Annotated in this window: 20 protein-coding genes; 15 read left to right on the top strand and 5 right to left on the bottom strand. The window is 35.2% G+C overall.

Annotated elements, in window-relative coordinates; translation table 11 throughout:
- Positions 1 to 145 precede the first annotated feature (145 nt).
- The 7 genes from ABS916_RS11040 to recN all read left to right on the top strand — a co-directional run bounded on the left by ABS916_RS11040 (position 146) and on the right by recN (position 6,832).
- On the top strand, positions 146 to 1,018 hold the full coding sequence (locus tag ABS916_RS11040; RefSeq protein ID WP_350451948.1) for a bifunctional 5,10-methylenetetrahydrofolate dehydrogenase/5,10-methenyltetrahydrofolate cyclohydrolase: 873 nt from the start codon (positions 146 to 148) through the stop codon (positions 1,016 to 1,018).
- Between the two features lie 84 nt (positions 1,019 to 1,102).
- On the top strand, positions 1,103 to 2,467 hold the full coding sequence (gene xseA, locus ABS916_RS11035) for an exodeoxyribonuclease VII large subunit (protein WP_502880602.1): 1,365 nt from the start codon (positions 1,103 to 1,105) through the stop codon (positions 2,465 to 2,467).
- Positions 2,464 to 2,706 (top strand): exodeoxyribonuclease VII small subunit, encoded by a 243-nt coding sequence (locus tag ABS916_RS11030; RefSeq protein WP_350451946.1) that lies wholly within the window; start codon positions 2,464 to 2,466, stop codon positions 2,704 to 2,706. The genes xseA and ABS916_RS11030 overlap by 4 nt, the downstream gene beginning before the upstream one ends.
- A gap of 15 nt (positions 2,707 to 2,721) precedes the next feature.
- A complete protein-coding gene (locus ABS916_RS11025; RefSeq protein ID WP_350451945.1) occupies positions 2,722 to 3,621 on the top strand; it encodes a polyprenyl synthetase family protein in 900 nt (299 codons plus the stop codon).
- Positions 3,622 to 3,639: 18 nt separating this feature from the next.
- On the top strand, positions 3,640 to 4,467 hold the full coding sequence (locus ABS916_RS11020) for a TlyA family RNA methyltransferase (RefSeq protein ID WP_350451944.1): 828 nt from the start codon (positions 3,640 to 3,642) through the stop codon (positions 4,465 to 4,467).
- Between the two features lie 162 nt (positions 4,468 to 4,629).
- Entirely contained in the window at positions 4,630 to 5,079 is a 450-nt protein-coding gene (gene argR, locus ABS916_RS11015; protein WP_350451943.1) for an arginine repressor, read from the top strand.
- Positions 5,080 to 5,113: 34 nt separating this feature from the next.
- The gene (gene recN / locus ABS916_RS11010; RefSeq protein WP_350451942.1) at positions 5,114 to 6,832 is read left to right on the top strand and encodes a DNA repair protein RecN; all 1,719 of its coding nucleotides are present in this window, start codon (positions 5,114 to 5,116) and stop codon (positions 6,830 to 6,832) included.
- A 92-nt stretch (positions 6,833 to 6,924) separates the two neighbouring features.
- Here the strand turns inward: recN and msrA are convergent, their stop codons facing one another.
- The 3 genes from msrA to ABS916_RS10995 form a co-directional block, all read right to left on the bottom strand.
- Entirely contained in the window at positions 6,925 to 7,575 is a 651-nt protein-coding gene (gene msrA / locus ABS916_RS11005; protein WP_350451941.1) for a peptide-methionine (S)-S-oxide reductase MsrA, read from the bottom strand.
- A 71-nt stretch (positions 7,576 to 7,646) separates the two neighbouring features.
- On the bottom strand, positions 7,647 to 7,799 hold the full coding sequence (locus tag ABS916_RS11000; protein WP_350451940.1) for a DUF4044 domain-containing protein: 153 nt from the start codon (positions 7,797 to 7,799) through the stop codon (positions 7,647 to 7,649).
- Between the two features lie 52 nt (positions 7,800 to 7,851).
- Entirely contained in the window at positions 7,852 to 8,808 is a 957-nt protein-coding gene (locus ABS916_RS10995; RefSeq protein WP_350451939.1) for a magnesium transporter CorA family protein, read from the bottom strand.
- 342 nt (positions 8,809 to 9,150) lie between these two features.
- Here ABS916_RS10995 and gnd point away from each other — a divergent pair, with 342 nt between their 5' ends.
- The 3 genes from gnd to ABS916_RS10980 all read left to right on the top strand — a co-directional run bounded on the left by gnd (position 9,151) and on the right by ABS916_RS10980 (position 13,106).
- Positions 9,151 to 10,584 (top strand): NADP-dependent phosphogluconate dehydrogenase, encoded by a 1,434-nt coding sequence (gnd, locus tag ABS916_RS10990; protein WP_013710304.1) that lies wholly within the window; start codon positions 9,151 to 9,153, stop codon positions 10,582 to 10,584.
- 285 nt (positions 10,585 to 10,869) lie between these two features.
- Complete coding sequence (locus ABS916_RS10985; protein ID WP_013710305.1) at positions 10,870 to 11,562, top strand: response regulator transcription factor; 693 nt, start codon at positions 10,870 to 10,872, stop codon at positions 11,560 to 11,562.
- Between the two features lie 146 nt (positions 11,563 to 11,708).
- Positions 11,709 to 13,106 (top strand): sensor histidine kinase, encoded by a 1,398-nt coding sequence (locus ABS916_RS10980; RefSeq protein ID WP_350451938.1) that lies wholly within the window; start codon positions 11,709 to 11,711, stop codon positions 13,104 to 13,106.
- 34 nt (positions 13,107 to 13,140) lie between these two features.
- Here the strand turns inward: ABS916_RS10980 and yidC are convergent, their stop codons facing one another.
- Entirely contained in the window at positions 13,141 to 14,064 is a 924-nt protein-coding gene (gene yidC, locus ABS916_RS10975; RefSeq protein ID WP_350451937.1) for a membrane protein insertase YidC, read from the bottom strand.
- A gap of 65 nt (positions 14,065 to 14,129) precedes the next feature.
- Entirely contained in the window at positions 14,130 to 14,501 is a 372-nt protein-coding gene (locus tag ABS916_RS10970; protein ID WP_350451936.1) for an acylphosphatase, read from the bottom strand.
- Between the two features lie 208 nt (positions 14,502 to 14,709).
- Between ABS916_RS10970 and ABS916_RS10965 the strand changes: the two genes are divergently transcribed.
- The 5 genes from ABS916_RS10965 (at position 14,710) to ABS916_RS10945 (ending at position 23,414) form a co-directional block, all read left to right on the top strand.
- Entirely contained in the window at positions 14,710 to 16,788 is a 2,079-nt protein-coding gene (locus tag ABS916_RS10965) for a DNA topoisomerase 3 (RefSeq protein WP_350451935.1), read from the top strand.
- A 123-nt stretch (positions 16,789 to 16,911) separates the two neighbouring features.
- The gene (locus tag ABS916_RS10960; protein WP_350451934.1) at positions 16,912 to 19,257 is read left to right on the top strand and encodes a DNA translocase FtsK; all 2,346 of its coding nucleotides are present in this window, start codon (positions 16,912 to 16,914) and stop codon (positions 19,255 to 19,257) included.
- A 259-nt stretch (positions 19,258 to 19,516) separates the two neighbouring features.
- Entirely contained in the window at positions 19,517 to 20,566 is a 1,050-nt protein-coding gene (locus ABS916_RS10955) for a BMP family lipoprotein (RefSeq protein WP_350451933.1), read from the top strand.
- Between the two features lie 240 nt (positions 20,567 to 20,806).
- Positions 20,807 to 22,357: an ABC transporter ATP-binding protein gene (locus ABS916_RS10950; protein WP_502880601.1), complete on the top strand. Its 1,551-nt coding sequence runs from the start codon at positions 20,807 to 20,809 to the stop codon at positions 22,355 to 22,357.
- The gene (locus ABS916_RS10945; RefSeq protein ID WP_350451932.1) at positions 22,347 to 23,414 is read left to right on the top strand and encodes an ABC transporter permease; all 1,068 of its coding nucleotides are present in this window, start codon (positions 22,347 to 22,349) and stop codon (positions 23,412 to 23,414) included. Before ABS916_RS10950 ends, ABS916_RS10945 begins: the two co-directional genes overlap by 11 nt.
- Position 23,415 lies beyond the last annotated feature (1 nt).

Genomic DNA, 23,415 nt, shown 5'->3' with positions numbered 1-23,415 from the left:
TTTTCACTGTTTTTTTTTGCATAAGCGACACTGTATAAAAAATTTCACGAGACAGATTTGAGGGTGTATCTGATCTAATTCTTATGATAAGATAGATAGGGTAAAGTTTAGTTACTTAAGTGAGATGAAAAGGATGGGATTCTTTATGAGCGCAACAATCATGAGTGGTAAAACATTGGCCGATGAAATGACGATTGAAATGCAAAAAGATGTCAATCAACTCAAGGAAAAAGGAATTACTCCTGGTTTAGTTGTATTATTAGTTGGTGAAGATCCTGCAAGTCAAACGTATGTAAGAAACAAAGAAAAACGTGCAAAAGAATTAGGGTTTCATTCACTCGTTAAACGCTATCCAGTAGATATAACAGAAGAAGAATTATTAAATGAAGTCAATCACTATAACGAAGACCCAGCTTTTCATGGTATATTAGTGCAATTGCCATTACCAAAACAAATTGATTCAGATAAAGTAGTAAATGCAATTGATTCGGTAAAAGATGTGGATGGTTTCCATCCTATGAATATGGGGAAATTACTAATAGGGAAACCAGATAAGATACCGTGTACACCTTATGGTATTATAAAACTGTTGGAACGTTATCAGGTAGAAATTGATGGTAAAACAGCAGTCATGATAGGACGTAGCAATATCGTTGGAAAACCGATGGCTCAACTATTAATGATGAAGAATGCTACGGTAACTATTGCTCATTCTAAAACTAAAAATCTAGCTGCACTAGCCCGTACGGCTGATATTTTAATTGTAGCAATTGGAAGAGGTCATTTTGTAACAAAAGAATTTATTAAACCAGGTGCTGCAGTAATTGATGTAGGGATGAACCGTGATAAAAACGGAAAATTGATCGGTGATGTCAAAAGTGACGAAGTAGCTGAAGTTGCAGGTTATTTAACTCCAGTTCCTAAAGGTGTAGGACCTATGACTATTACTATGTTGCTTTATCAAACGATTGAAAGTGCAAAAAAAATTGGCGCATTATCAAAAAAAGATAAGGCATAAGATTCGTTATTAAAAAGGCTGGAAATAAGCCAGATTTAACGATAATTAAAAACAACAAATAAAAAGTTGTTTTCAATTTATGCAATGCTGCTAAGAGGAGTGAATAAATTGTCAAATGATTACTTGACGGTCACCGCATTGACTAAATACATTAAACGAAAATTTGAACGGGATCCTTATTTAGAACGAATCTATTTGACAGGAGAAATTTCTAACTTTCGAAATAGGGCAAATGCTCATCAATACTTTAGTTTAAAAGATGATCATGCCAAAATTTCTGCAATCATGTTTAAAGCAGCTTTCCAAAAACTTAAATTTACTCCTGAAGAAGGAATGAAAGTACTGGTTATTGGACGGATCTCGTTATATGAGGCAAGCGGAAATTATCAAATAACGATTGAACATATGGAGCCAGATGGAGTTGGTGCTCTGTATCAAGCTTTAGAAGAGATGAAGAAAAAATTAAAAAAAGAAGGACTTTTTGATGCACCAAAACAATTGATTCCCACTTTTCCTAGACGAATTGCAGTAGTAACGAGCCCAAGCGGTGCAGTCATAAGAGATATTATGACTACGATAAAGAGACGATTTCCTATTGTTCAATTGGTTATTTATCCTACTCTTGTACAAGGAAATAAAGCGGCAGATGCAATTGTATCAAGTATCCGCATGGTAGAGGAAAAAGGTGATTTTGACACAATGATCCTTGCACGTGGTGGAGGCTCGATTGAAGATTTGTGGCCTTTTAACGAGGAAAAAGTTGCACGTGCGATATTTGAAGCACAAACACCGATCATTTCTTCTGTAGGGCATGAAACAGATACGACCATTGCTGATTTAGTGGCAGATGTGCGTGCTGCAACTCCAACTGCAGCAGCAGAAATTTCTGTTCCTTTGTTGTCTGATGAATTGATCAAAATTGAACAATTAAAATTGCGGCTTGTTCAAAGTTATGCGCGAAAAGTGGAAATATTAAATCAACGGTTAACGAGCCAGTTAAATTCTTATATTTTTAATCAACCACAGCGGTTATATGAAGGGTATGCTCAAAAGTTAGATTTGTTGACTGAAAGGCTCGTTCGAGCAATGGAAGAAAAAAATCAACAATTAAAAAACGACCTTAATGTTCATATGCTTCAGTTAAACGCACAAAATCCGACACAGTTAGTCAAACAAAAGCATAGTGACTTAAGCGTGATGAATAGGCAATTGACGACTCAAATGGAATGGTATATGGAAAATCAGACTAAACGTTTTCAATACGCTGTTCAATCGCTGGATTATTTAAGTCCTTTAAAAATTATGAATCGCGGCTACAGTTATGCAACAAAAGATGGAAAAGTTATTAAAGATAGTAAGCAAGTTAAAGTAGAAGATAAGATACACATTCATTTGCACAAAGGAAGTTTTGAGGCAAAAGTGATAAAGAAAGAAGAGGAATCTAAATGAGTACAGCAAAGAAATTAAAATTTGAAGAAGCTATGCAGCAATTAGAAGAAATCGTAACAAACTTGGAACGTGGAGATGTTCCATTAGAGGAAGCGTTGGATCAATTTCAAAAAGGAGTTAGTTTAAGTAAATTTTGTAAGGAAACTCTACAAAATGCAGAACAAACCCTAACGAAAATAGTAGATGAAAACGGCAAAGAAAAATTATTTGAAGATGAAGATGAAAGTGAAAGTAATTAAGAAAAGAGGGTCGATATGAATTTAAAGTCATTTAAAAATAATGTGATTCCATCTTTTGAAGAGGAAATGCTTGGATATATTAGGAAGAATGGAACTAAAAAAGAACCATTGCATGAAGCCATGTTTTATTCCTTGGAAGCTGGTGGAAAAAGAATTCGACCTTTGCTTCTTTTAGCAACGATTCAATCGTTGGGCGGCGACATTAGAAAAGGATATGCCGTGAGTGCTGCTTTAGAGTTTATCCACACGTATTCCTTGATTCATGATGATTTACCAGCTATGGATAATGATGATTTGCGTAGAGGAAAACCGACAAGTCATATTGTTTATGGTGAAGATACAGCAATTTTAGCTGGTGATGCTTTGTTAACACAAGCTTTTGAAATTATTGCTGCATCAGATGCTTCACCAGAAAAAAAGGTGAAATTAATTCTAGCATTAGCAAAATCAGCAGGCCCAGAAGGTATGATTTTAGGGCAAATGGCGGATATCCAAGGTGAAACGAAAGACTTAAGCTTGGAAGAATTGCAATTTATTCATCGGAACAAGACAGGTGAATTGTTAAAATTTCCTATTTACGCCGCGTGTGTGATTGCTGACGCAGCAACAGAAGTGGAAGAACAATTGATGGGGTACGCTGAACATATTGGATTAGCTTATCAAATTCGCGATGACATTTTGGATGTGATCGGAAATGTAGAAGAAATCGGCAAAAACACTGGAATGGATGCAGCACACAATAAAAGTACTTATCCAGGTTTGTTGACACTTGAAGGAGCTAAAAAAGCTTTGAACCAAGAGTTAGCAGCTGCAAAATTAAACTTACTGACTGTAGAACAAATTAGTCGAGATTCAGCTAGACCGGTCCAAATTAATTTACTGGTAGAAATTATTGATCTTTTAGTAATCGATTAAAAAGGTGGGAACCGTCACATGAAAAAAGAACGAGTAGATATCCTCTTAGTCGAACAAGGCCTTGTAGAGTCTATTGAAAAAGCTAAAAGTGTTATTATGGCTGGTCAGGTATACACAGAAAAAGAAGAGCGGGTTGATACTGCTGGAGAAAAAATTCCTTCTGAGACGAAGCTTCACTTAAAAGGGAAAAAATCTCGGTATGTCAGTCGTGGTGGATTCAAATTAGAAAAAGCTATGAAATTTTTTGATGTGACAATTAAAGACAAAATTATGTTAGATATCGGTTCTTCTACGGGAGGATTTACCGATGCGGCTTTGCAACACGGAGCTAAATTGAGTTATGCTTTAGATGTAGGGACGAATCAGTTAGCCTGGAAACTACGCCAAGATCCAAGGGTCGTAGTAATGGAGCAAACGAACTTTAGGTACTGTAAACCAGAAGATTTCTCAAAAGGCAGACCCAATCTGTCTTCTATTGATGTTTCGTTTATTTCGCTACGTATGATTTTGCCCGTTTTAAAGAATATTATTGCTTCTGGTGGAGATGTACTGGCTTTGATCAAACCTCAATTTGAAGCACATCGTGAAGACGTTGGTGAAAAAGGAATCGTCAGTGATAAACAAGTTCATGAGCAAGTTTTGACAGACATGCTTTCATTTGCAACAAACATTGGATACGATGTATTGAATTTGACATTCTCTCCTATTACAGGTGGAGAAGGCAACATTGAATTTTTAGCTCATTTAAAATGGAATGACAAAACAAAAGGTGACCTTGCTGAATCTGTCGAAATAGAATCTGTTTTAAGAGAGGCATATGCTACACTAAAAAATGAAAAAAAATAAGATAACGAATGTACCAGCTAAAATTGGTACATTCGTATTTTATTTTTAATTTTTAGAGCTTTTTGTTTTGATTTCTTTTATTTTTTCTTTTCTATCTGAATTAAGTACGCTATGATAGGTGTATTAAATGAATAATAGTGGTTATGAAAATGAGGTGGAAACATGAAAAAGAGAGAACGTCATCATTTGTTACAAGAGTTGATTAAAGAAAATGTTATTGAAAAACAAGAAGACTTTGTACGTATATTAGAAGAAAAGGGTATAGAAGTAACACAAGCAACTATTTCGCGTGATATTAAAGAACTCCAATTAGTTAAAGTTCCCTCTCAAACAGGAGGATATCAATATAGTTTACCGCCTGATATTCAATATGATACATCGAAAAAGTTGGAACGTTTATTTAAAGATGCTTTTGTTTCTATGGATACGCAAGATTGTTTTCTGCTCATTCGAACCATTCCTGGAAATGCTTTTGCTCTAGGCAGTTTAATTGATACGTCAAATTTTGACAGTGTCTTTGGAGCTATCTCAGGAGATGATACAGTATTGATTATTTGTCGTTCAAATGAAGAAGCACTCCAGTTGAAAAATCATTTTATACAATTAATTTAAGCAATCAAGAAAGAAGTATTGGAGGTGTTAAACAGTGCTTCAGGAATTAACAATTAAGGATTTTGCAATCATACAAGATTTGAATCTTAGTTTTAATCGTGGTATGACTGTTTTAACCGGAGAAACAGGAGCAGGGAAATCGATTATTATTGACGCGGTTGGGCTGCTTGCAGGTGGAAGAGGATCCAGTGAATTTATTCGTCATGGTGCAACTAAATGTGTTCTAGAAGCGTTATTTTCATTAGAAGGAAATTCCACTACTTATAAATTACTAAAAGACTATGATATTGACAGTGAAGAAGACAGTGTGATTATTCAGCGTGACATTCATCGTAGTGGTAAAAATGTTTGTCGAATCAACGGTCGTTTAGTAACGATAGCTACTTTGCGTTTAATTGGAGAATCGATCATTGATATTCACGGACAAAACGAACACCAAGAATTAATGAATCCAGAACGTCATTTAAATATGTTAGATCATTTCGGTGATCAGAAATTAGTAATGTTAAAAAAGAATTATCAAGAAACTTATGCAGACTATAAAAAAGTTAAAAAAGCCTTTGATAAATGGCAAAATGGAGAACAAGAATTAGCACAACGGTTAGATATGCTTCAGTACCAAACAAATGAAATTGAAATGGCTGAACTTCTTGATGGTGAGGAAGAAGAGCTGTTAGAAGAAAAAAATTTGTTAGCTAATTATCAAAAAATTATGTCTGCATTATCAATGAGCTATGATGCTTTGCAAGGAGATGAAGTCAATGGGATTGACTTGATTGGAAATGCCATGACTGAAATGAATTCTATTGAAGAAATAGATGAAAAATACAAAATCTTGTCAGAAGCAATTTCAAGTAGTTACTTTCAGCTTCAAGAAGCTGCTAGTGATATTTTAAGAGAAATGGATCAAACAGCGTATGATGAAGATCGTCTTAATGAAATTGAAAAAAGATTAGAAAGCATTAAACAATTAAAACGTAAGTATGGCGATTCTATTGCAGAAATCAAGGCATATTACGAAAAAATTGCGGCAGAATTAAATCAAATTATGAATCGTGAAAATCATCTGACGAATATGACAAAAGAGTTATCCAGTTTATCGGAAGAATTGATTAAACGAGGTAGCGAACTTTCTGAAAAACGTAGAGTGGTAGCCAAAAAGATTGAACAAGCCATTCATGAACAGTTAAAAGAATTGTATATGGAGAAAGTGGTGTTTGAAGTTCAATTTTTTAAACCGATTCAAGATTTTCTGAGTGAAGTTGCGCATGAGTCTGGCTTTGATGAGGTAGAGTTCTATATTGCTACAAATATGGGTGAACCGTTAAAACCTTTGGCTAGGGTAGCCTCTGGAGGAGAATTATCTCGCATGATGTTAGCTATGAAGACCATTTTCTCTAAATCTCAAGGCATCACTAGTATTATATTTGATGAGGTAGATACCGGTGTCAGCGGACGAGTTGCTCAAGCGATTGCAAATAAAATTTATATGGTAGCTGTTCATTCTCAAGTCCTCTGCATTACGCATTTGCCTCAAGTAGCTGCGATGGCAGATAACCATTTATACATTTCAAAAAGTGTGGAAAATGATCGTACAAAAACACACGTCAATTCTTTAGTATCGTTAGAAAAAATTGAAGAAATTGCGCGTATGTTAGCAGGTACTGAAATCACAAAATTGACTTTAGAACATGCTAAAGAATTAACTGTTTTAGCTGAAACAGAAAAACAAAAGCAAAAGCAATTGAGTTAAAAGTAAAGAATCCTTTAACCAACGAACTTTTTAGTCCGTTGGTTAAAGGATTCTTTTTATCAGAACAGGTATAGAAGTATGAAGTGGTAGTTTTACCATCGAATAGTTGTAAGTAGCTTCTGTAAAGTGTGTTTTTCACTGTCATTCAACCCCCAAAATTCGAGTTCTTTTTTGATATCCGATAAAAGACCGTATTCTCGAACAAAACCATTTAGACGAGCAGCAATCGTTGAATCAATATAATCAGTGTAAGTTGGGAAAAGATTGCTTACTGCCTCAAGAGCCTTAGGATAACGTTTCATAAAATATTTTTGATGGTGATCTTCTGCTCGATAAAAATGAGTATAAGGGAGAAGTTCAGTCTGTATTTGCTTATTGTATTTCTTTTCCCATTTAATTTTGACCTCATCAGCAATTTTTTGCTGTTCGGAATTATGATAAAACAAAAGTGAAAGATACTGACGCCCCTTATAGTTGCGGTCTTTAACAGCATCATGACTGTCCCAAAATAAAGTTAAAATATCTGAGTAACAAATAACCTCAGGATCAAAATCAATTTCTAGCGTCTCAGAATGATCTCCAATGGATCTATAGGTAGGATTAGGTAAAGTACCGCCAGCATAACCAACGCGTGTTCGAAGGACGCCAGGGAGATGACCAAAACGACTATCGGGTCCCCAAAAGCATCCCATACTAAAGGTAGCGGTTTGAGTGTTATTCGCTTGTCTATCAAAATTTGTCATATTGGTTGCCTCCAAATTCTAAAATAAAAACCACATTAACCGATTTATTCAATCGATTGATGTGGTGGGACTTAATTCATAGTAATTAGTGTGGAAATAAGAGTTAGAAAAACTGTACCTAACATTGCAATCAGCATAATCCAGACAAACACTTTAGTGAAACGTTGTGTTTTAGAGACTGATTTTTTGTTTTTTGTAGCCACGAGGTAATCCCCCACTTTCATATGGATATTTCTTATAGTTTACATCAAATAAGCAGAAGGAATCAATAGGCTATCAAAAATAATCTTTTTTTCTTAGTATCCAAACAGTTAATCCACATATGGCAAGACTGATGAAGCAAAGTATCCAAAACGCACCTGGAGTGTCTTCAAATGGGAGGGTCACGTTCATTCCCCAAAGTGCTCCGATAATATTTGGGATGGTCAAAACGATAGTGATGGATGTTAATACTTTCATAATATTATTTAAATTATTTGAAATAACAGAAGAAAAGATAGCACTGAGTTGTTCTAACATTTTATTAGATTGGCGAATCATTGCTTCGGCTTGTTGATTTTCAATCACAACGTCATGTAAAAAGGAAAGAATGTTTTTATCTGTATTAAAACGTTCGATAGCTTTTAAACGTTTGAAAATCGGATGATTGCTTTCAATGGCAGTACTAAAATAGACCAAACTTTTTTGTAGAGACATTAAAACAAATAATTGACGGTTTTTGGAAGTCTTTGTAATCGTATATTCTAATTTTTCGATTTTAGCATTAATTTCTTTTAAATAAGTAATATAATCAGAAGAAATGTGCCAAGCAATATCAAGTAAAAACTGTTCTTGATTTGTACTAGATATTGGGAAGTTCGGCTTATTCTCAATCATATTTGAAATAAAATCAGGGGTATGAACAGCAGCTGTAATAACGGTTTTAGCTGTCATAATAACTGCTAAAGGTCTGGTAACATACTCACTATCGCTTGAGTTACTGGTTACTTTTAATGGATAAAGAAACATTGCTAATGAAGAACTCTCGCTTTCATCTAATTCTAAATTTTCATATCTTGAAACCTCATCTGGATCCAGAACACTAGAAAGGTAGTCTTTTGGGAACCCAAAATGTTTAATTACTCGATTGATTTCATCAGGTGTTGGATTAGATAGGTGTAGCCACTCCACATTTGTAAAATCAGTGTCATGAATAACTTTACCGTTGGCTGTTGTATAATAAGAATGAATCATGGCAAACGCTCCTTGAAATAAGATTAATAGAAGATACGATTAAGAAATAAACTCTACTCTACTCCATAGTTTACACTAAGCAGGATGAAAAAAGGTGAAAAGTGTTTTTTTGTTAGATGGAAAAATGTACTTTCACTCAAAAGAAACCGCATTTTTTCGAATAAAAGTGTATAAGTCGTATTTTTAACTTGAAAAATGGATGTAACTTGAGTGAGAAAATAAATAAGTTAACAGAATATATGAAACAACTTTTCATTTCTCGCTTTTTTTGCTAGGATAGTAAGGGACAAAGAAATAATAATTAATTAAATAGAGGTTGAAGAGAAGGGAGTTCAAATAAATATGAGTAAGCAACAAATTGGTGTAGTTGGAATGGCTGTTATGGGGAAAAATTTGGCTTTAAACATTGAAAGCAGAGGATATTCCGTGTCAGTTTATAACCGTACAACATCTAAAACAGAAGCAGTTATTGCAGAAAATCCAGGTAAGAAATTAGTATTGACTCGTACAGTTGAAGAATTTGTGGATTCTCTTGAAAAACCAAGACGTATTTTATTAATGGTACAAGCAGGTAAAGGAACGGATGCAACCATCCAATCTTTATTGCCGCATCTTGATGAAGGAGATGTATTGATTGATGGAGGAAATACCTTCTTCAAAGATACAATTCGCCGCAGTGAAGAGCTAGCAGAATCAGGTGTGAACTTTATCGGAACAGGTGTTTCTGGTGGAGAAGAAGGTGCACTTAAAGGACCAGCTATTATGCCAGGTGGGCAAAAAGAAGCTTATGATCTTGTTGCACCTATCCTTGAACAAATTGCTGCTGTAGCTGAAGACGGTGAAGCTTGTGTTACTTATATCGGGCCAAATGGAGCAGGACATTACGTTAAAATGGTCCACAATGGTATCGAATATGGTGATATGCAATTGATTGCTGAATCTTATCACTTATTACGTAATGTTGCAGGTTTATCAGTTGAAGAAATAGCTGAAGTATTTGCTGAATGGAACAAAGGCGAATTAGATAGTTTCTTAATTGAAATCACAGCAACAGCTTTAACTAAAAAAGATCCTGAAACTGGAAAACCAATGGTCGACATCATTTTAGATCGTGCTGGAAATAAAGGTACAGGTAAATGGACATCTCAAAGTGCATTAGATTTGGGTGTACCACTTCCATTGATCACGGAATCAGTTTTTGCACGTTATATTTCAGCTTTAAAAGAAGAACGTGTTGAAGCAAGCAAAGTTTTACCAAAACCTGCTAGCTATTCATTTGAAGGCGAAAAAGCTGAATTAGTTGAAAAAATTAGACAAGCTTTGTACTTCAGTAAAATCATGAGTTACGCTCAAGGATTTGCACAAATGCGTACAGCTAGTGAAGAGTATGATTGGAATTTACAGTACGGTGAGATAGCTAAAATTTTCCGTGCCGGTTGTATCATTCGTGCTCGTTTCTTGCAAAAAATTACAGATGCTTATGATCGCAAAGCAGATCTTAAAAACTTAATGTTGGATGATTACTTTATGGATATCACTAAAAATTACCAAGATTCTGTTCGTGATGTGATTGGTATCGCTGTTAAATCAGGTGTACCTATCCCAACGTTCTCTTCAGCAATTGCTTATTATGATTCATATCGTACTGCTGATCTGCCTGCAAATATCATTCAAGCACAACGTGATTATTTCGGAGCACACACTTATGAAAGAACAGATAAAGCTGGAACTTTCCACTTTGACTGGTATGGAAATGAAGGAGAAGAACAACTGTAAGACGTTGTTTTTCTAAAATAGATCGCAAAAAGAGGCTGAAAATATAATTTCAGCTTCTTTTTGTATGACAAAAAATAATGAAATCACCTATTAAATAATAGACAACTGTCGAATTGCTTAAGAAACTCTTAAAGGTGAATTTTAACCTTCTCATTTATTTCTAATTTATGGTAAAATGATAACGGACACATTAAAAATTGATTGTGAAAAATGACTTAACATGGTATCGTAACAAGAGCAAAAGAGACAAAAATAGGGATTTTAGAGGAGCAGGTGTACACTAACATGAATAAAATTTTAATTATTGAAGATGAAAAGAATCTGGCTCGTTTTGTAGAACTTGAATTAAAACATGAAGGCTACGCAACAGAGGTTCGTTACAATGGACGCACAGGATTAGAAGCTGCAGTTGCAGAAGATGCACATTGGGATGTTATTTTATTAGACTTAATGCTACCAGAATTAAATGGAATAGACGTTTGTCGTCGTATCAGACAAGTAAGTAATGTACCTATTATTATGATGACTGCTAGAGACTCAGTTATTGACCGTGTATCTGGTTTAGACCATGGAGCAGATGACTATATTGTTAAACCATTCGCTATTGAAGAATTATTAGCACGTTTGCGCGCATTATTCCGCCGTATTGAAATTGAAAGCGAACAAAATATCACAAAACAAACAACAGTTACGTATAGAGATTTAACGGTTGAAAAAGAAAACCGTGTCGTACGTCGTGGAGACGAAGTTATTGAATTAACTAAGCGTGAATATGAATTGTTGCTAGAGTTAATGGAAAATGTGAATGTTGTCTTAGCTCGTGATGTATTGTTGAATAAAGTTTGGGGATACGAAACTGAAGTTGAAACAAATGTTGTAGATGTATATATTCGTTACCTAAGAAATAAAATTGATGTTCCAAATGTTGACAGCTACATTCAAACTGTTCGCGGGACAGGTTATGTGATGCGTTCGTGAGATTCTCGTTCTATGACAAAAATAGGGAAGGAAAGAAAAGAAAACGATTATCCTTAAAATGGAAATGGACTATTGGAGCAACACTTGCAATATTCTTAACGTTTTCGATTTTTTCAATTGCTATCTTTGTAGGTTTTAGACAAATTATGTTCACGCAAGAGGAAGAAAATTTTAGAGAAGTTTTATTTGGAGCAACTAGTCGTCTAGTTGATGAAAATAAAATAACAGATAGTGATTCTACAGCTTTATCAAAGTCAACAGTTTACTCTGCATTTAATCCCTCTTACTTTCCAGATATTATGGAGCTAAACGGGGAATACGATCAGAGAAATACAACCTTTGAAGACTCTGGAAATTACGAAGATACCTTATATGCCAAAATGAATGAAGAAGATGTCATTGTAAGAGTGTATACTCCAACATCGCGTTTGCTTTTTGAATCAAAATTAGGTGATTTTTCTTTTGAAGAAAGCTCGGAACCCGTTATCAAGATGATCGAAGTAAATGGTGAAGAGGGCTATTATGGAGTTGCGCCTGTTATTTCTAATGAGACACAACAAATCATTGGATATGTACAAGTTATCGATGGGATGTCAGATTACCATAATATGATTGAGGTAACGCTTATTAGTTTAGTAGCTATGAGTTCTGCCGCTCTTATTTTTAGTGGTATTTTAGGCTACTTCTTGGCATCTAATTTTTTGAAGCCAATAAAAAACATTACAAAAACAATGAATGACCTTCGACAAGATACGCAATCGACTTCTAGAATTGAAGTAGTTGAAGGAAATGATGAATTGGATCATCTATCCGTTGTTTTTAATGATATGTTGGATAAGATGCAAAAGTATATTGAACAACAGAAGCAATTTGTTGAAGATGTTTCTCATGAATTAAGAACACCAGTCGCTGTAATGGAAGGTCATTTGAAGCTATTAGATCGGTGGGGCAAAAATGATCCTGAGATTTTAGATGAATCACTTTCTGCTTCATTACAAGAAATCACACGGATGAAAAGTTTGGTTCAGGAGATGTTAGATTTATCTAGAGCTGAGCAAGTAGAAATCCATTATAAGAATGAAAAAACGGCTATAAAGCCGATTATTCAACAAACTTATAATAATTTTAAAATGATTCATCCGGACTTTGTTTTTAATTTGGATGATGATATTAATGAAGAGGTATATGTTTCCATTTACCGAAATCATATTGAACAAATTTTGATTATCTTGCTAGATAATGCAGTGAAATATTCTACTGACCGTAAAGAAGTCCATATCTCAGTTGCAAATGATGATCGAGAAGTCCAGATTGCCATTCAAGACTTTGGTGAAGGGATGACTCCAGAAGACGCTGAAAAGATTTTTAATCGTTTTTATCGTATTGACAAAGCTCGTAGCAGACATAAGGGTGGAAACGGACTTGGTCTAGCGATAGCAAAAGAATTATTAAGTGGATACAACGGCACAATCACTGTAGAAAGTGTTTTAGACTATGGTTCAATATTTAGAATCACATTGCCTATCTACAAAGATGAAGTATAAAAAAATACCTACTCATTCGAGTAGGTATTTTTTTTTAACGATTTTTTTGTTGTTTGCCGGCATTTCTACCGCGGCCATTTGTTTTATTTGATGGTTGATTTAAAACTTTAGATTGTTGTGCAACAGGCTCAGCTTGTTTAATCGTCCGTTTTGGTTTAGCAGGACGTTTTTTAGCTTCCGCTTCAACTTGTGCTTTAATTCTAGGTTTAAAAATGAAATTAGTAATCAGTGTTTGGAAGACTGCAAAAATTCCTCCAACAAACCAATACAACCCTAACCCCGCAGGTGATGTAAATGAAACCATTAAAATCATAATTGGACTAACATACATCATTGTACGCATTTGTTTCTTTTGTTCCTCAGGAAGTCCAATCATAGAGACATAAGATTGAACAAAATAGACAGCACCGGCTGCGATAGCAAGAGCAATATTTTGATCTCCTAAACTAAAACCTAAGAATGTACTATTTCCTATTTCTTTAGACAAATTGATTGCTTGGAACATAGCTGTAAATATCGGCATTTGAATCAGCAATGGTAAACATCCGATACCACCTAACATGCTCATGTTGTTATCTTTATAAAGACTCATGAGTTCTTGTTGAGCAGCAGCTTTTTCTTCAGCTGTAACAGCAGATTTTTGTTTCTTTTGGACTTCTTCCATTTCTGGTTTGATCAAGGCCATCTTTTCTTGTTGTATAATAGATTTTTTTGATTGGCTTAAATTTAAAGGTAAAATAATTAAGCGGACAACTAATGTAATGACAATAATAGCTAGTCCATAACTACCTCCTAATAATTCAGCAAGTTGAATGATCACTTGTTGCGTTGGAACCACTAGAAATTCGTAAATAAAACCACTAGGATTTCCATCTGAGTCATGACCCATACAACCAGACAAAAAAACCATAACGCTCAATAGCGTTCCTGATAAAAGTAATTTCTTGAAATTTTTCATTGTTCACAATCCTTCATTTTTAAAGTAAGTAGCATTACTTACTATACAGGATTCAGGAATGGTTTTCAATTGCTTATTGTGAACTTATCTCTGACAGGCAAAGAGGAAAGTTCTTCTACATTGATAGAATCAACTTGCCCACTGGGTGAAGGGGAATTTCTTATTTTTTCTATAAATTTGTCTATTTTTTCTTCTTCACCATTAGCTTCTATATAAACGCTTCCATCTGATTCATTACGAACAATACCGTAGACACCAATCTGATCAGCTACTAATTTGGTTGAATAACGAAAGCCAACGCCTTGAACAAAACCTGTTACACGAATCGAAACCTTTTTCATAGAAATCCCTCCATTACTATTGTCTTCTATTGAAGACTCTATTGGTTTATTAACTGGAAAAAGAAACTCTTTGACTATTGAAAAAAAAGAACTCATCTTAAGCCTCCTTAATATATAATAGTTCCTTGTTTAAGTTATTGTAACGAGCGATTTAAATTTGGTCAATCATTCTTGATGCTAACTAGTAAAAAGAACAAACTTTTGGTCTTGTTGCATTGAGTATAGAGATAACTTACAATGGATGCATAATGGTCACAGGGATAGGTAAAAGGAACAGTAGTTTTAAGTAGAGAAAGGAATAAACATGAAGACATTAATTATCGCCGAAAAACCAAGTGTAGGGAAAGAAATTGCACGAGTATTAGGTGCAACTCAAAAAAGCAAGACACACATTGAAGGAAATGACGTTATTGTAACGTGGGCATTAGGCCATTTATTGGGATTGAAAATGCCAGAAGATTATAAAGTGGAATGGGGCACATGGGACTTAAATGTCTTACCGCTTATTCCAGAAAAAATGACAACTAAGCCGTTAACGAATACTAGAGGCCAATTAAAAGCAATCAAACAATTGGCTAATCGAAAAGACATTGGATCAGCAGTCATTGCGACAGATGCTGGACGTGAAGGAGAATTGGTTGCAAGATGGATATTAGAGTATGTTCATTTTAATAAACCAGTAAAAAGACTATGGATCTCATCGCAAACTGATAAGGCTATTAAAGATGGCTTTAATCAATTGCAACCAAGTAAAAAATACGATACATTATACGATTCTGCAGTTGCGCGTTCAGAAGCAGACTGGTTAATTGGTTTAAACGTTACTAGAGCATTGACTGTGAAGTATCAAGATAATTTATCAGCTGGACGGGTACAAACACCTACATTAGCAATGGTACGTAAGCAAGAAGCAAAAATACAGTCTTTCGTTCCAGAAACTTTTTATACGGTGCAATTGACAGTCGATGGAAAAAAAGCTGTCTTGCAAGAGGGAGCTCCACGTAAGTTTAAAGACCGAGAAAAAGCCGAGAAGCTAGTATTATCGTTAAAAGACAAACCAATAACAGTTGTAGATATAAAAGAAAAACAGGCGGTCCAACAAGCGCCAATGCCATATGATTTAACCGAACTTCAACGCGAAGCTAACCAACGTTACCAATTTTCAGCAAAGAAAACACTTAGTTTAATGCAGACCTTATATGAACGTCATAAAGTGCTATCTTATCCAAGAACAGACTCAAAATATCTGACTCAAGACATGGTAGGAACTATGAAAGAACGAATTATGGCGATTCAAGGATTTGCTCCTGAAGAAGCTAAAGGAATTTTGAAAAGAGGAGCTCAAGTAACTCAAAAAGGTATTTTTAATACTGCTAAAGTGACAGATCATCATGGTATTATTCCTACTGAAGAACGACCGCGTCCAGAAAAAATGGAAGCAGATGAGTTGAAAATTTATCGCATGGTTGTGGAACGTTTTATTGGATTATTTTTACCAGCTTATAAAGTCTCTAAGACAACGATTGTTTTTTCAGTAGCAGATATTTTAGTTAGTCTACACCAAGAAACCGTACTTGAAAAAGGCTGGAAAAAGGACGTTCCAAAACAATCAGAAAATGTGTATAAATTAAACGAACAATTAATGCGTACAGCTTATACCATTCAAAAACAGTTAACTGAAGCACCAGCTCGATTATCTGAAGGTACTTTGTTACAAAATATGGAAAAAAATAGTTTAGGAACACCTGCAACTCGTGCTGAGATTATTGAAAAATTGATTAGTAGCGAATTAATGGAACGAAATCAAAATAAGCTAAGCACAACGCCTAAAGGACAACAATTGCTAACATTAGTAAACCCTACATTGGTGACTCCTGAACTAACAAGTAAATGGGAGAAGTCGTTGGAAGAAATCTCAAATGGTGGTTTAAAAAAAGAGGACTTCTTAAAGCAAATAAAAACGGAAACGGCCAGATTAGTAACAGAGATCAAAACAAGTACGCAAACGTATAAAGATCACGCATTAACGAACAAAATCTGTCCTGATTGCGGCGAATTATTGAAAGAACGAAGTGGCCGTGATGGGAAATTACTTATTTGTAGCAGTTCAACTTGTTCGTACAAACGTAGAAAAGATCCGAAAGTATCTAATCACCGCTGTGCACAGTGCCATCGAAAAATGGAAATTCATGAAGGTAAAAATGGGAATTACTTTAAATGCAAATATTGTAACATTACTGAAAAATTAGAAGGAAAAAATAGTAAGAAACCTAGCAAACATGAAACAAAGAAATTAATGCAAAAAATAAATAATCAACAAGAAGAAGTAGAAAGTCCGTTGGCGTTAGCCATGAAAGCTGCAATGGCAAAAAAAGACAATTAAATTTGGATTTAGGAAAGGATGGAATAAGGCAAGAAAGATTGTCTATTTCATCCTTTTACTGCATTCCGTTTAAGAGTAATTTTGTGTATAATCAAAGAAGAAGTATAAGGAGGGAAGAAAATCGTGGCAGTGAAAAAAAAGACTAGCACAACTAAAAAGAACGCAAATTATCGTTTCTCTTTTGAAATTATTGGCTTGATATTTATTATTTTAAGTATTTTTTCAGCTTCAAAAACTGGCTTTGCGGGTGTTTTTAGTGCAAATCTATTTCGTTTTTTTGTAGGAAACACTTTTATCGTAGCCTCCATTTTAGTAGGAATCTATGGCGTGTATCTAGTGTTTAAAGGTAAAGAACCTCCTTTTAAAAATAAACGTATTATGGGATTTTTACTTATTTACAGCAGCTTACTGCTAGTACTACATGCCCGTTTATTTGCACCTATTGTCCATTCAGATATGAACATCGTCTCTGCTACTTTTCGTTTTTTCATGACAGACATGGCAAATAACGAAATTACCCAATCGCTTGGTGGGGGTATGATTGGAGCTGTTTTGTATGCGGTCAGCTATTTCTTGTTTTCTCAATGGGGTACTTATTTTATAGCAGGACTTAGTTGCTTTTTTGGACTATTTTTATTATTTCAACTATCGTTTAAAACTTTTCTGAAAAAAACTGGGCAGCTATTTCTAATGATCTGGGAGAAGTTCAAATCAGCTTCAAATCATTTTAAGATGTCTATCCATCAAAAAACAAGTAAGTTAAAAGAGGCTCCCAAGGTTGAGGGGGTAAAAGTTAATAAGAAAAATAAAGAAAATAAAAATACAGTCAAAGCAGTATCAACTACAAATGAAATCAATCAATCAATCACTAAAGATAAAAATGAGCAATTGCAGCTAGAAATTGACAGTTATCAAAATCGTGTTGAAAAACCGGTGACTAAGGAAGCTGGAGATGATGCTTTTGAAGAAAATGAGAGCGAAATGATCGATTTTGAGATAGGGGCAGAAAGAGAAAATAAAGATTATCAATTGCCACCTTCACATCTGTTGAATGAAATACCGCAAAATGATCAAACAAATGAGTATGCACTTATCCAAAAAAATGTAAAAAAATTAGAAGAAACATTCCAAAGTTTCGGAGTGGACGCCAAAGTTACTAAAGCAAACTTAGGTCCAGCTGTAACAAAATATGAAGTTCAACCGGCTGTTGGGGTAAAAGTGAGTAAAATAGTCAATCTCAGTGATGACATTGCTCTGGCGTTAGCAGCAAAAGATATCCGAATTGAGGCGCCTATTCCTGGGAAATCATTTATTGGGATTGAAGTTCCAAATAGTGAAGTGAGTTTGGTTTCGTTTAGAGATGTTATTGAAGGTCAAGTTCATAATAAAGAAAAAATGCTAGAAGTTCCGCTTGGAAGAGATATATCCGGAAACATCACTATGGCAGATTTATCTAAAATGCCTCACTTGCTTGTTGCAGGGTCTACGGGTAGTGGGAAGTCTGTTTGTATTAATGGTATCATCACTAGTTTATTGATGAAAGCTAAACCAAACGAAGTGAAGTTAATGATGATCGATCCTAAAATGGTAGAGTTAAATGTATACAATGGGATTCCACATTTGTTGACTCCAGTTGTAACTAATCCTAAAAAGGCAGCTCAAGCTTTGCAAAAAGTCGTTACTGAAATGGAAAGAAGATATGAACTATTTGCAGCCAGTGGAATGCGAAATATTACTGGATACAACCAGTATCTACAAAGTCATAACGATGAAAATGGCGAAAATTATCCTATACTACCTTTTATCGTAGTAATAGTGGATGAATTAGCCGACTTGATGATGGTAGCTAGTAATGAAGTTGAAGATGCCATTATTCGGTTAGCTCAAATGGCCAGAGCAGCTGGTATTCATATGATTTTAGCAACTCAAAGACCTAGTGTAGATGTCATTACTGGTATCATCAAAGCGAATGTACCTTCACGTATTGCTTTTGCTGTTTCAAGTGGTGTTGATTCTAGAACGATAATCGATGGCAGTGGAGCAGAAAAATTGTTAGGTAGAGGAGATATGCTGTTTTTACCGATGGGCGAAAATAAGCCTGTTCGTGTACAAGGGGCATTTATTTCAGATGAAGAAGTTGAACATATAGTGACTTTCGTAACAGATCAACAAGGTGCAAATTACGTAGAAGAAATGATGCCGACTGAAGAAACTAAGACTATGGAAAGTGAAGTACAGGATGATGTCTATGATGATGCTGTGGCTTTGATTGTTGAGATGCAGACAGCAAGTATTTCATTATTGCAACGTCGTTTTAGGATCGGATATAACCGCGCTGCTCGATTGATTGATGAAATGGAAATGCGAGGCATTGTCGGTCCATCGGAAGGAAGTAAACCTCGTAAGGTAAATATTACAAGGCTTCCTGGTGAGGATCACTTGACAGAAGTAGATACAGAGCAACAGTAATAAATAACACTCGTTGAAGAGCAATCTATTTAACGAGTGTTTTTTTGAACATGCACTTTTTGTTAGTCATTTGATCCATATGCAAACGAAACGAGCACTAATACATTAGAAATCAATTAAAAACTGAACGATTTCAAGCTAAAACGTTTTCAACAATCATATTTGTTGTTTATTTTTTAAAATAAAGATGGTACTATAAATGCGAGGATGAATTGATGCTAATTTAATTCATACTAAAAAATTATTGGGGGTTTTTTGAGTGAAGAGTAGAAATTTTAAGAGTTTATTAACTCTAGGTTTATTATCAAGTTTAACATTGGCAGCATGTGGTGCTGATGAAGGAAGTGATACTGCTTCATCTTCGGGTTCAGAAGAAGATTTTTCAATTGTCATGGTTACCGATGTAGGTGGAGTAGATGATAAATCATTTAACCAATCTGCTTGGGAAGGCATGGAAGCTTGGGGAGAAGAGCACGGACTTGAAAAAGGACCGAATGGCTACAACTACATTCAATCTGACGAAGATTCTCAATTTGTTACAAACTTAAATACTGCTCTAAATAGTAATTTTGATTTGATTTATGGAATTGGATTTAAATTACAACCAGCAATGGCAGACGTTGCTGCACAAAACCCTGATCAAAATTTTGTTATTATCGATGAACAGATCGAAGCAGATAATGTTGCTTCTGTATTATTCAAAGATCATGAAGCTGCATTTTTAGCAGGTGTTGCAGCTGCTGAAACAACTGAAACAGACCATGTTGGATTCATCGGTGGACAAGAAAGTGCTGTTATTGACCGTTTTGAAGCTGGTTTTGTTGCAGGTGTAGAAGCTGTTAACCCAGATATTACAATCGATGTTGAATATGCAGGTTCATTCGGAGACGCTGCCCTAGGTAAACAATTAGCAGCTGCTATGTACAGTTCAGGAGCAGATGTAATTTATCATGCGTCAGGTGATACAGGTAACGGAGTGTTCTCAGAAGCTATTGACCGCATGAATTCTAACCCAGATCAACAATTATGGGTAATCGGAGTTGACCGTGATCAAACTGCTGAAGGTGCATACGATGGCGGTAACTTAACACTTACTTCAACTCTTAAAGGAGTAGGTCAAGCTGTTCAAGATATCGCAAACGAATCAATGGAAGGCAATTTCCCTGGTGGAGAAATCAGCAACTTTGGTTTAGCTGAAGATAGTGTAGGCATTACGGACGGAGCTTTGTCAGAAGAAACAATCAAAACTGTTGAAGATTACAAACAACAAATTATCGACGGTGACATTACAGTTCCAGAAGCACCATAATTGTAATTTAGACTAAGTACTACTTAGGCATAAATAAAGGTAAAGGACCGGTAACTTATACCGGTCTTTTACTCTCTTATGAGCTAGCGCTTTTTCTACGATTTGACAAATAGACTTTCTATTAAAATTACAAGAGAAAACCTGATAATCGCTTGTCTGTAAAAGAACTATAATGGATAATGGATTGAGCAATAGAAAAGGAGTGAAACCATCGTGTCAGAATCAGTAAACGTCATTGAAATGAAGGGCATTACAAAACAATTTGGGACTTTCAAAGCGAATGACAATATTAATTTGCAGCTTAAAAAGGGAGAAATTCACGCTCTTTTAGGAGAAAATGGTGCAGGAAAATCCACTTTAATGAATATTCTTTCAGGGCTATTAGAGCCAACTTCTGGAGAAATTCTTGTTGATGGACAGGTGGTAAACATAAGTTCACCTAGCGCAGCAAACAAATTAGGTATTGGAATGGTTCACCAACATTTTATGTTAGTGAAGAAATTTACCGTAACTGAAAATATCATTTTAGGAATGGAAAAAACTAAGAATGGTTTTCTGGACAGAGACTCGGCTAAAAAAGACATCAAAGAATTGTCTGAGAAATATGGACTGTTAGTTGATCCTAGTGCAAAAGTTGAATCTATTTCAGTAGGGATGGAGCAACGGGTAGAGATTTTAAAGACACTTTACCGTGGAGCAGACATTCTGATTTTTGACGAACCAACAGCAGTATTGACCCCTCAAGAAATCGATGAATTGATCAATATAATGAGAGCCCTAACAAAAGAAGGGAAATCTATTATTTTAATCACTCATAAACTTGACGAAATAAAAGCAGTTGCCGACCGCTGTACAGTTATTCGTCGAGGACAAAGTATTGACACGGTAGACGTTTCAACTACTTCTCCACAAGAATTAGCAGATATGATGGTTGGACGTTCGGTTTCCTTTAAAACAGTTAAGAAAGCTCCTCAACCAAAAGAAACAGTATTGTCGATTGAAAAGCTTGTTGTAAAGGAACATCGTGGTTTAGACGCTGTAAAATCCTTGAGTCTGGAAGTACGAGCTGGTGAGGTTGTTGGCATAGCAGGTATCGATGGGAATGGACAAAGTGAATTGATTCATGCAATAACAGGCTTAGCGAAGACTGAAAGTGGAAAAATAACATTAAACGGACAAGAAATCCAAAATAAACCTCCACGTAAAATTACAGAAATAGGCTTAGGTCATATTCCAGAAGATCGCCATAAATATGGTCTGGTTTTACCAATGTCGCTAGAAGAAAATATTGCATTACAAACCTATTATAAAAAGCCTTTAAGCAATTATGGTATTTTAAATCAAAAAGAAATAAAGAAATTCGCTTTAAAATTAATTGAAGAATTTGATGTACGTACACAAAATGAAACGACTCCTGCTGGCTCATTATCAGGTGGGAATCAACAAAAAGCGATTATTGCTAGAGAAATTAATCGTAATCCTTCATTGTTGATTGCTGCTCAACCAACACGCGGACTTGATGTTGGAGCAATTGAGTACATCCATTCACGTTTGATTGAACAACGTGACAATGGAAAAGCAGTATTATTAATGAGTTTTGAGTTGGATGAAATTTTAAATGTTTCTGATCGAATCGCTGTTATGTATGAAGGAAACATTGTTGCTATTGTTGATCCAAAAGAAACAACTGAACAAGAACTTGGTTTATTAATGGCTGGTACTTCTCTTGAAAAAGCCCGTTCTTTGATTAAACAAGGAAGTGGGAAGGAAGGTGTTCACATTGACGAATAAAAAAGATACGCTTAATAATTTATTAGTACCAGTATTATCTGTAGTCTTGGGATTTGTTCTTGGAGCTATTATCATGATTATTTTTGGATACAATCCGATTGCTGGCTATGCTGCAATGATCAATGGTGCTTTTGGTTCTTCATTTTATATTGGTGAAACCTTAAGACAAGCTACACCACTTATTCTAACAGCGTTGGGTTTTTCTGTAGCCTATAATGCAGGATTCTTTAATATTGGAGTTGCAGGACAAGCACTATTAGGTTGGTTATGTTCGGTGTGGGTTGCAAATAGTTTTATAGATTTGCCTAGCATTATTTTACTTCCTTTAAGCATATTGGGTGGAGTTTTAGCTGGTGCAGTTTGGGCAGGAATCGCTGGATTTTTAAGAGCCTATTTTAATACAAGTGAAGTTATTGTAACCATTATGTTAAATTATACTGCTCTTTATACAACTAATTATTTGATTCGTAACGTTTTGACAGAGTCAGCAGACGCAACACCACGTATTTCAGAAGGTGCTAGTCTGCGAGCTGGATGGATTACTGAATTAACAAGTAATTCTACATTGCATACTGGGATATTCATTTCGTTAGCCATGGCTGTCATTGTGTGGTTCTTAATGAAAAAAACCACTACTGGATTTGAAATTAGAACAGTTGGATTAAACCCAAGTGCTTCTGAATATGCTGGGATGAGTACTAAACGAAATATCATTATTTCAATGTTGATCAGTGGTGGTTTAGCTGGTTTAGGAGGAGTAATGGAAGGTTTAGGGAATTTTCAAAATATTTTCACGCAAGGTGCAATGCCAACGATTGGTTTTGACGGTATGGCGGTTGCCTTGTTAGGATTGAGTAATCCTGTAGGAATCATCTTCTCAGCTATATTGTTTGGTGCATTGAAAATTGGTGGGAACAGTATGCCGATGATTTCAGGTGTACCAACCGAAGTTGTAGATATTGTAATAGCATCTATTATCTTCTTCGTTGGAGCTAATTACTTAATTCGTTACTTTATTGACAAACGAGCTAGAGTGAATAAAGGAGGAGTGAAATAAG

The organism is Carnobacterium sp. (assembly GCF_040274945.1).
In the GTDB taxonomy this organism is placed as follows: Bacteria; Bacillota; Bacilli; order Lactobacillales; family Carnobacteriaceae; genus Carnobacterium_B.
The sequence above is the reverse complement of the archived record's forward strand: the minus strand, read 5'-3'. Positions and strand labels throughout refer to the sequence as shown.

What these genes read in the sequence shown, in the direction of transcription:
- ABS916_RS11040 (WP_350451948.1), top strand. Translation starts at nt 146, where the DNA reads ATGAGCGCAACAATCATGAGTGGTAAAACATTGGCCGATGAAATGACG.
- xseA (WP_502880602.1), top strand. Translation starts at nt 1,103, where the DNA reads ATGCTGCTAAGAGGAGTGAATAAATTGTCAAATGATTACTTGACGGTC.
- ABS916_RS11030 (WP_350451946.1), top strand. Translation starts at nt 2,464, where the DNA reads ATGAGTACAGCAAAGAAATTAAAATTTGAAGAAGCTATGCAGCAATTA.
- ABS916_RS11025 (WP_350451945.1), top strand. Translation starts at nt 2,722, where the DNA reads ATGAATTTAAAGTCATTTAAAAATAATGTGATTCCATCTTTTGAAGAG.
- ABS916_RS11020 (WP_350451944.1), top strand. Translation starts at nt 3,640, where the DNA reads ATGAAAAAAGAACGAGTAGATATCCTCTTAGTCGAACAAGGCCTTGTA.
- argR (WP_350451943.1), top strand. Translation starts at nt 4,630, where the DNA reads ATGAAAAAGAGAGAACGTCATCATTTGTTACAAGAGTTGATTAAAGAA.
- msrA (WP_350451941.1), bottom strand. Translation starts at nt 7,575, where the DNA reads ATGACAAATTTTGATAGACAAGCGAATAACACTCAAACCGCTACCTTT.
- ABS916_RS11000 (WP_350451940.1), bottom strand. Translation starts at nt 7,799, where the DNA reads ATGAAAGTGGGGGATTACCTCGTGGCTACAAAAAACAAAAAATCAGTC.
- ABS916_RS10995 (WP_350451939.1), bottom strand. Translation starts at nt 8,808, where the DNA reads ATGATTCATTCTTATTATACAACAGCCAACGGTAAAGTTATTCATGAC.
- gnd (WP_013710304.1), top strand. Translation starts at nt 9,151, where the DNA reads ATGAGTAAGCAACAAATTGGTGTAGTTGGAATGGCTGTTATGGGGAAA.
- ABS916_RS10985 (WP_013710305.1), top strand. Translation starts at nt 10,870, where the DNA reads ATGAATAAAATTTTAATTATTGAAGATGAAAAGAATCTGGCTCGTTTT.
- ABS916_RS10980 (WP_350451938.1), top strand. Translation starts at nt 11,709, where the DNA reads ATGTTCACGCAAGAGGAAGAAAATTTTAGAGAAGTTTTATTTGGAGCA.
- yidC (WP_350451937.1), bottom strand. Translation starts at nt 14,064, where the DNA reads ATGAAAAATTTCAAGAAATTACTTTTATCAGGAACGCTATTGAGCGTT.
- ABS916_RS10970 (WP_350451936.1), bottom strand. Translation starts at nt 14,501, where the DNA reads ATGAGTTCTTTTTTTTCAATAGTCAAAGAGTTTCTTTTTCCAGTTAAT.
- ABS916_RS10965 (WP_350451935.1), top strand. Translation starts at nt 14,710, where the DNA reads ATGAAGACATTAATTATCGCCGAAAAACCAAGTGTAGGGAAAGAAATT.
- ABS916_RS10950 (WP_502880601.1), top strand. Translation starts at nt 20,807, where the DNA reads ATGAAGGGCATTACAAAACAATTTGGGACTTTCAAAGCGAATGACAAT.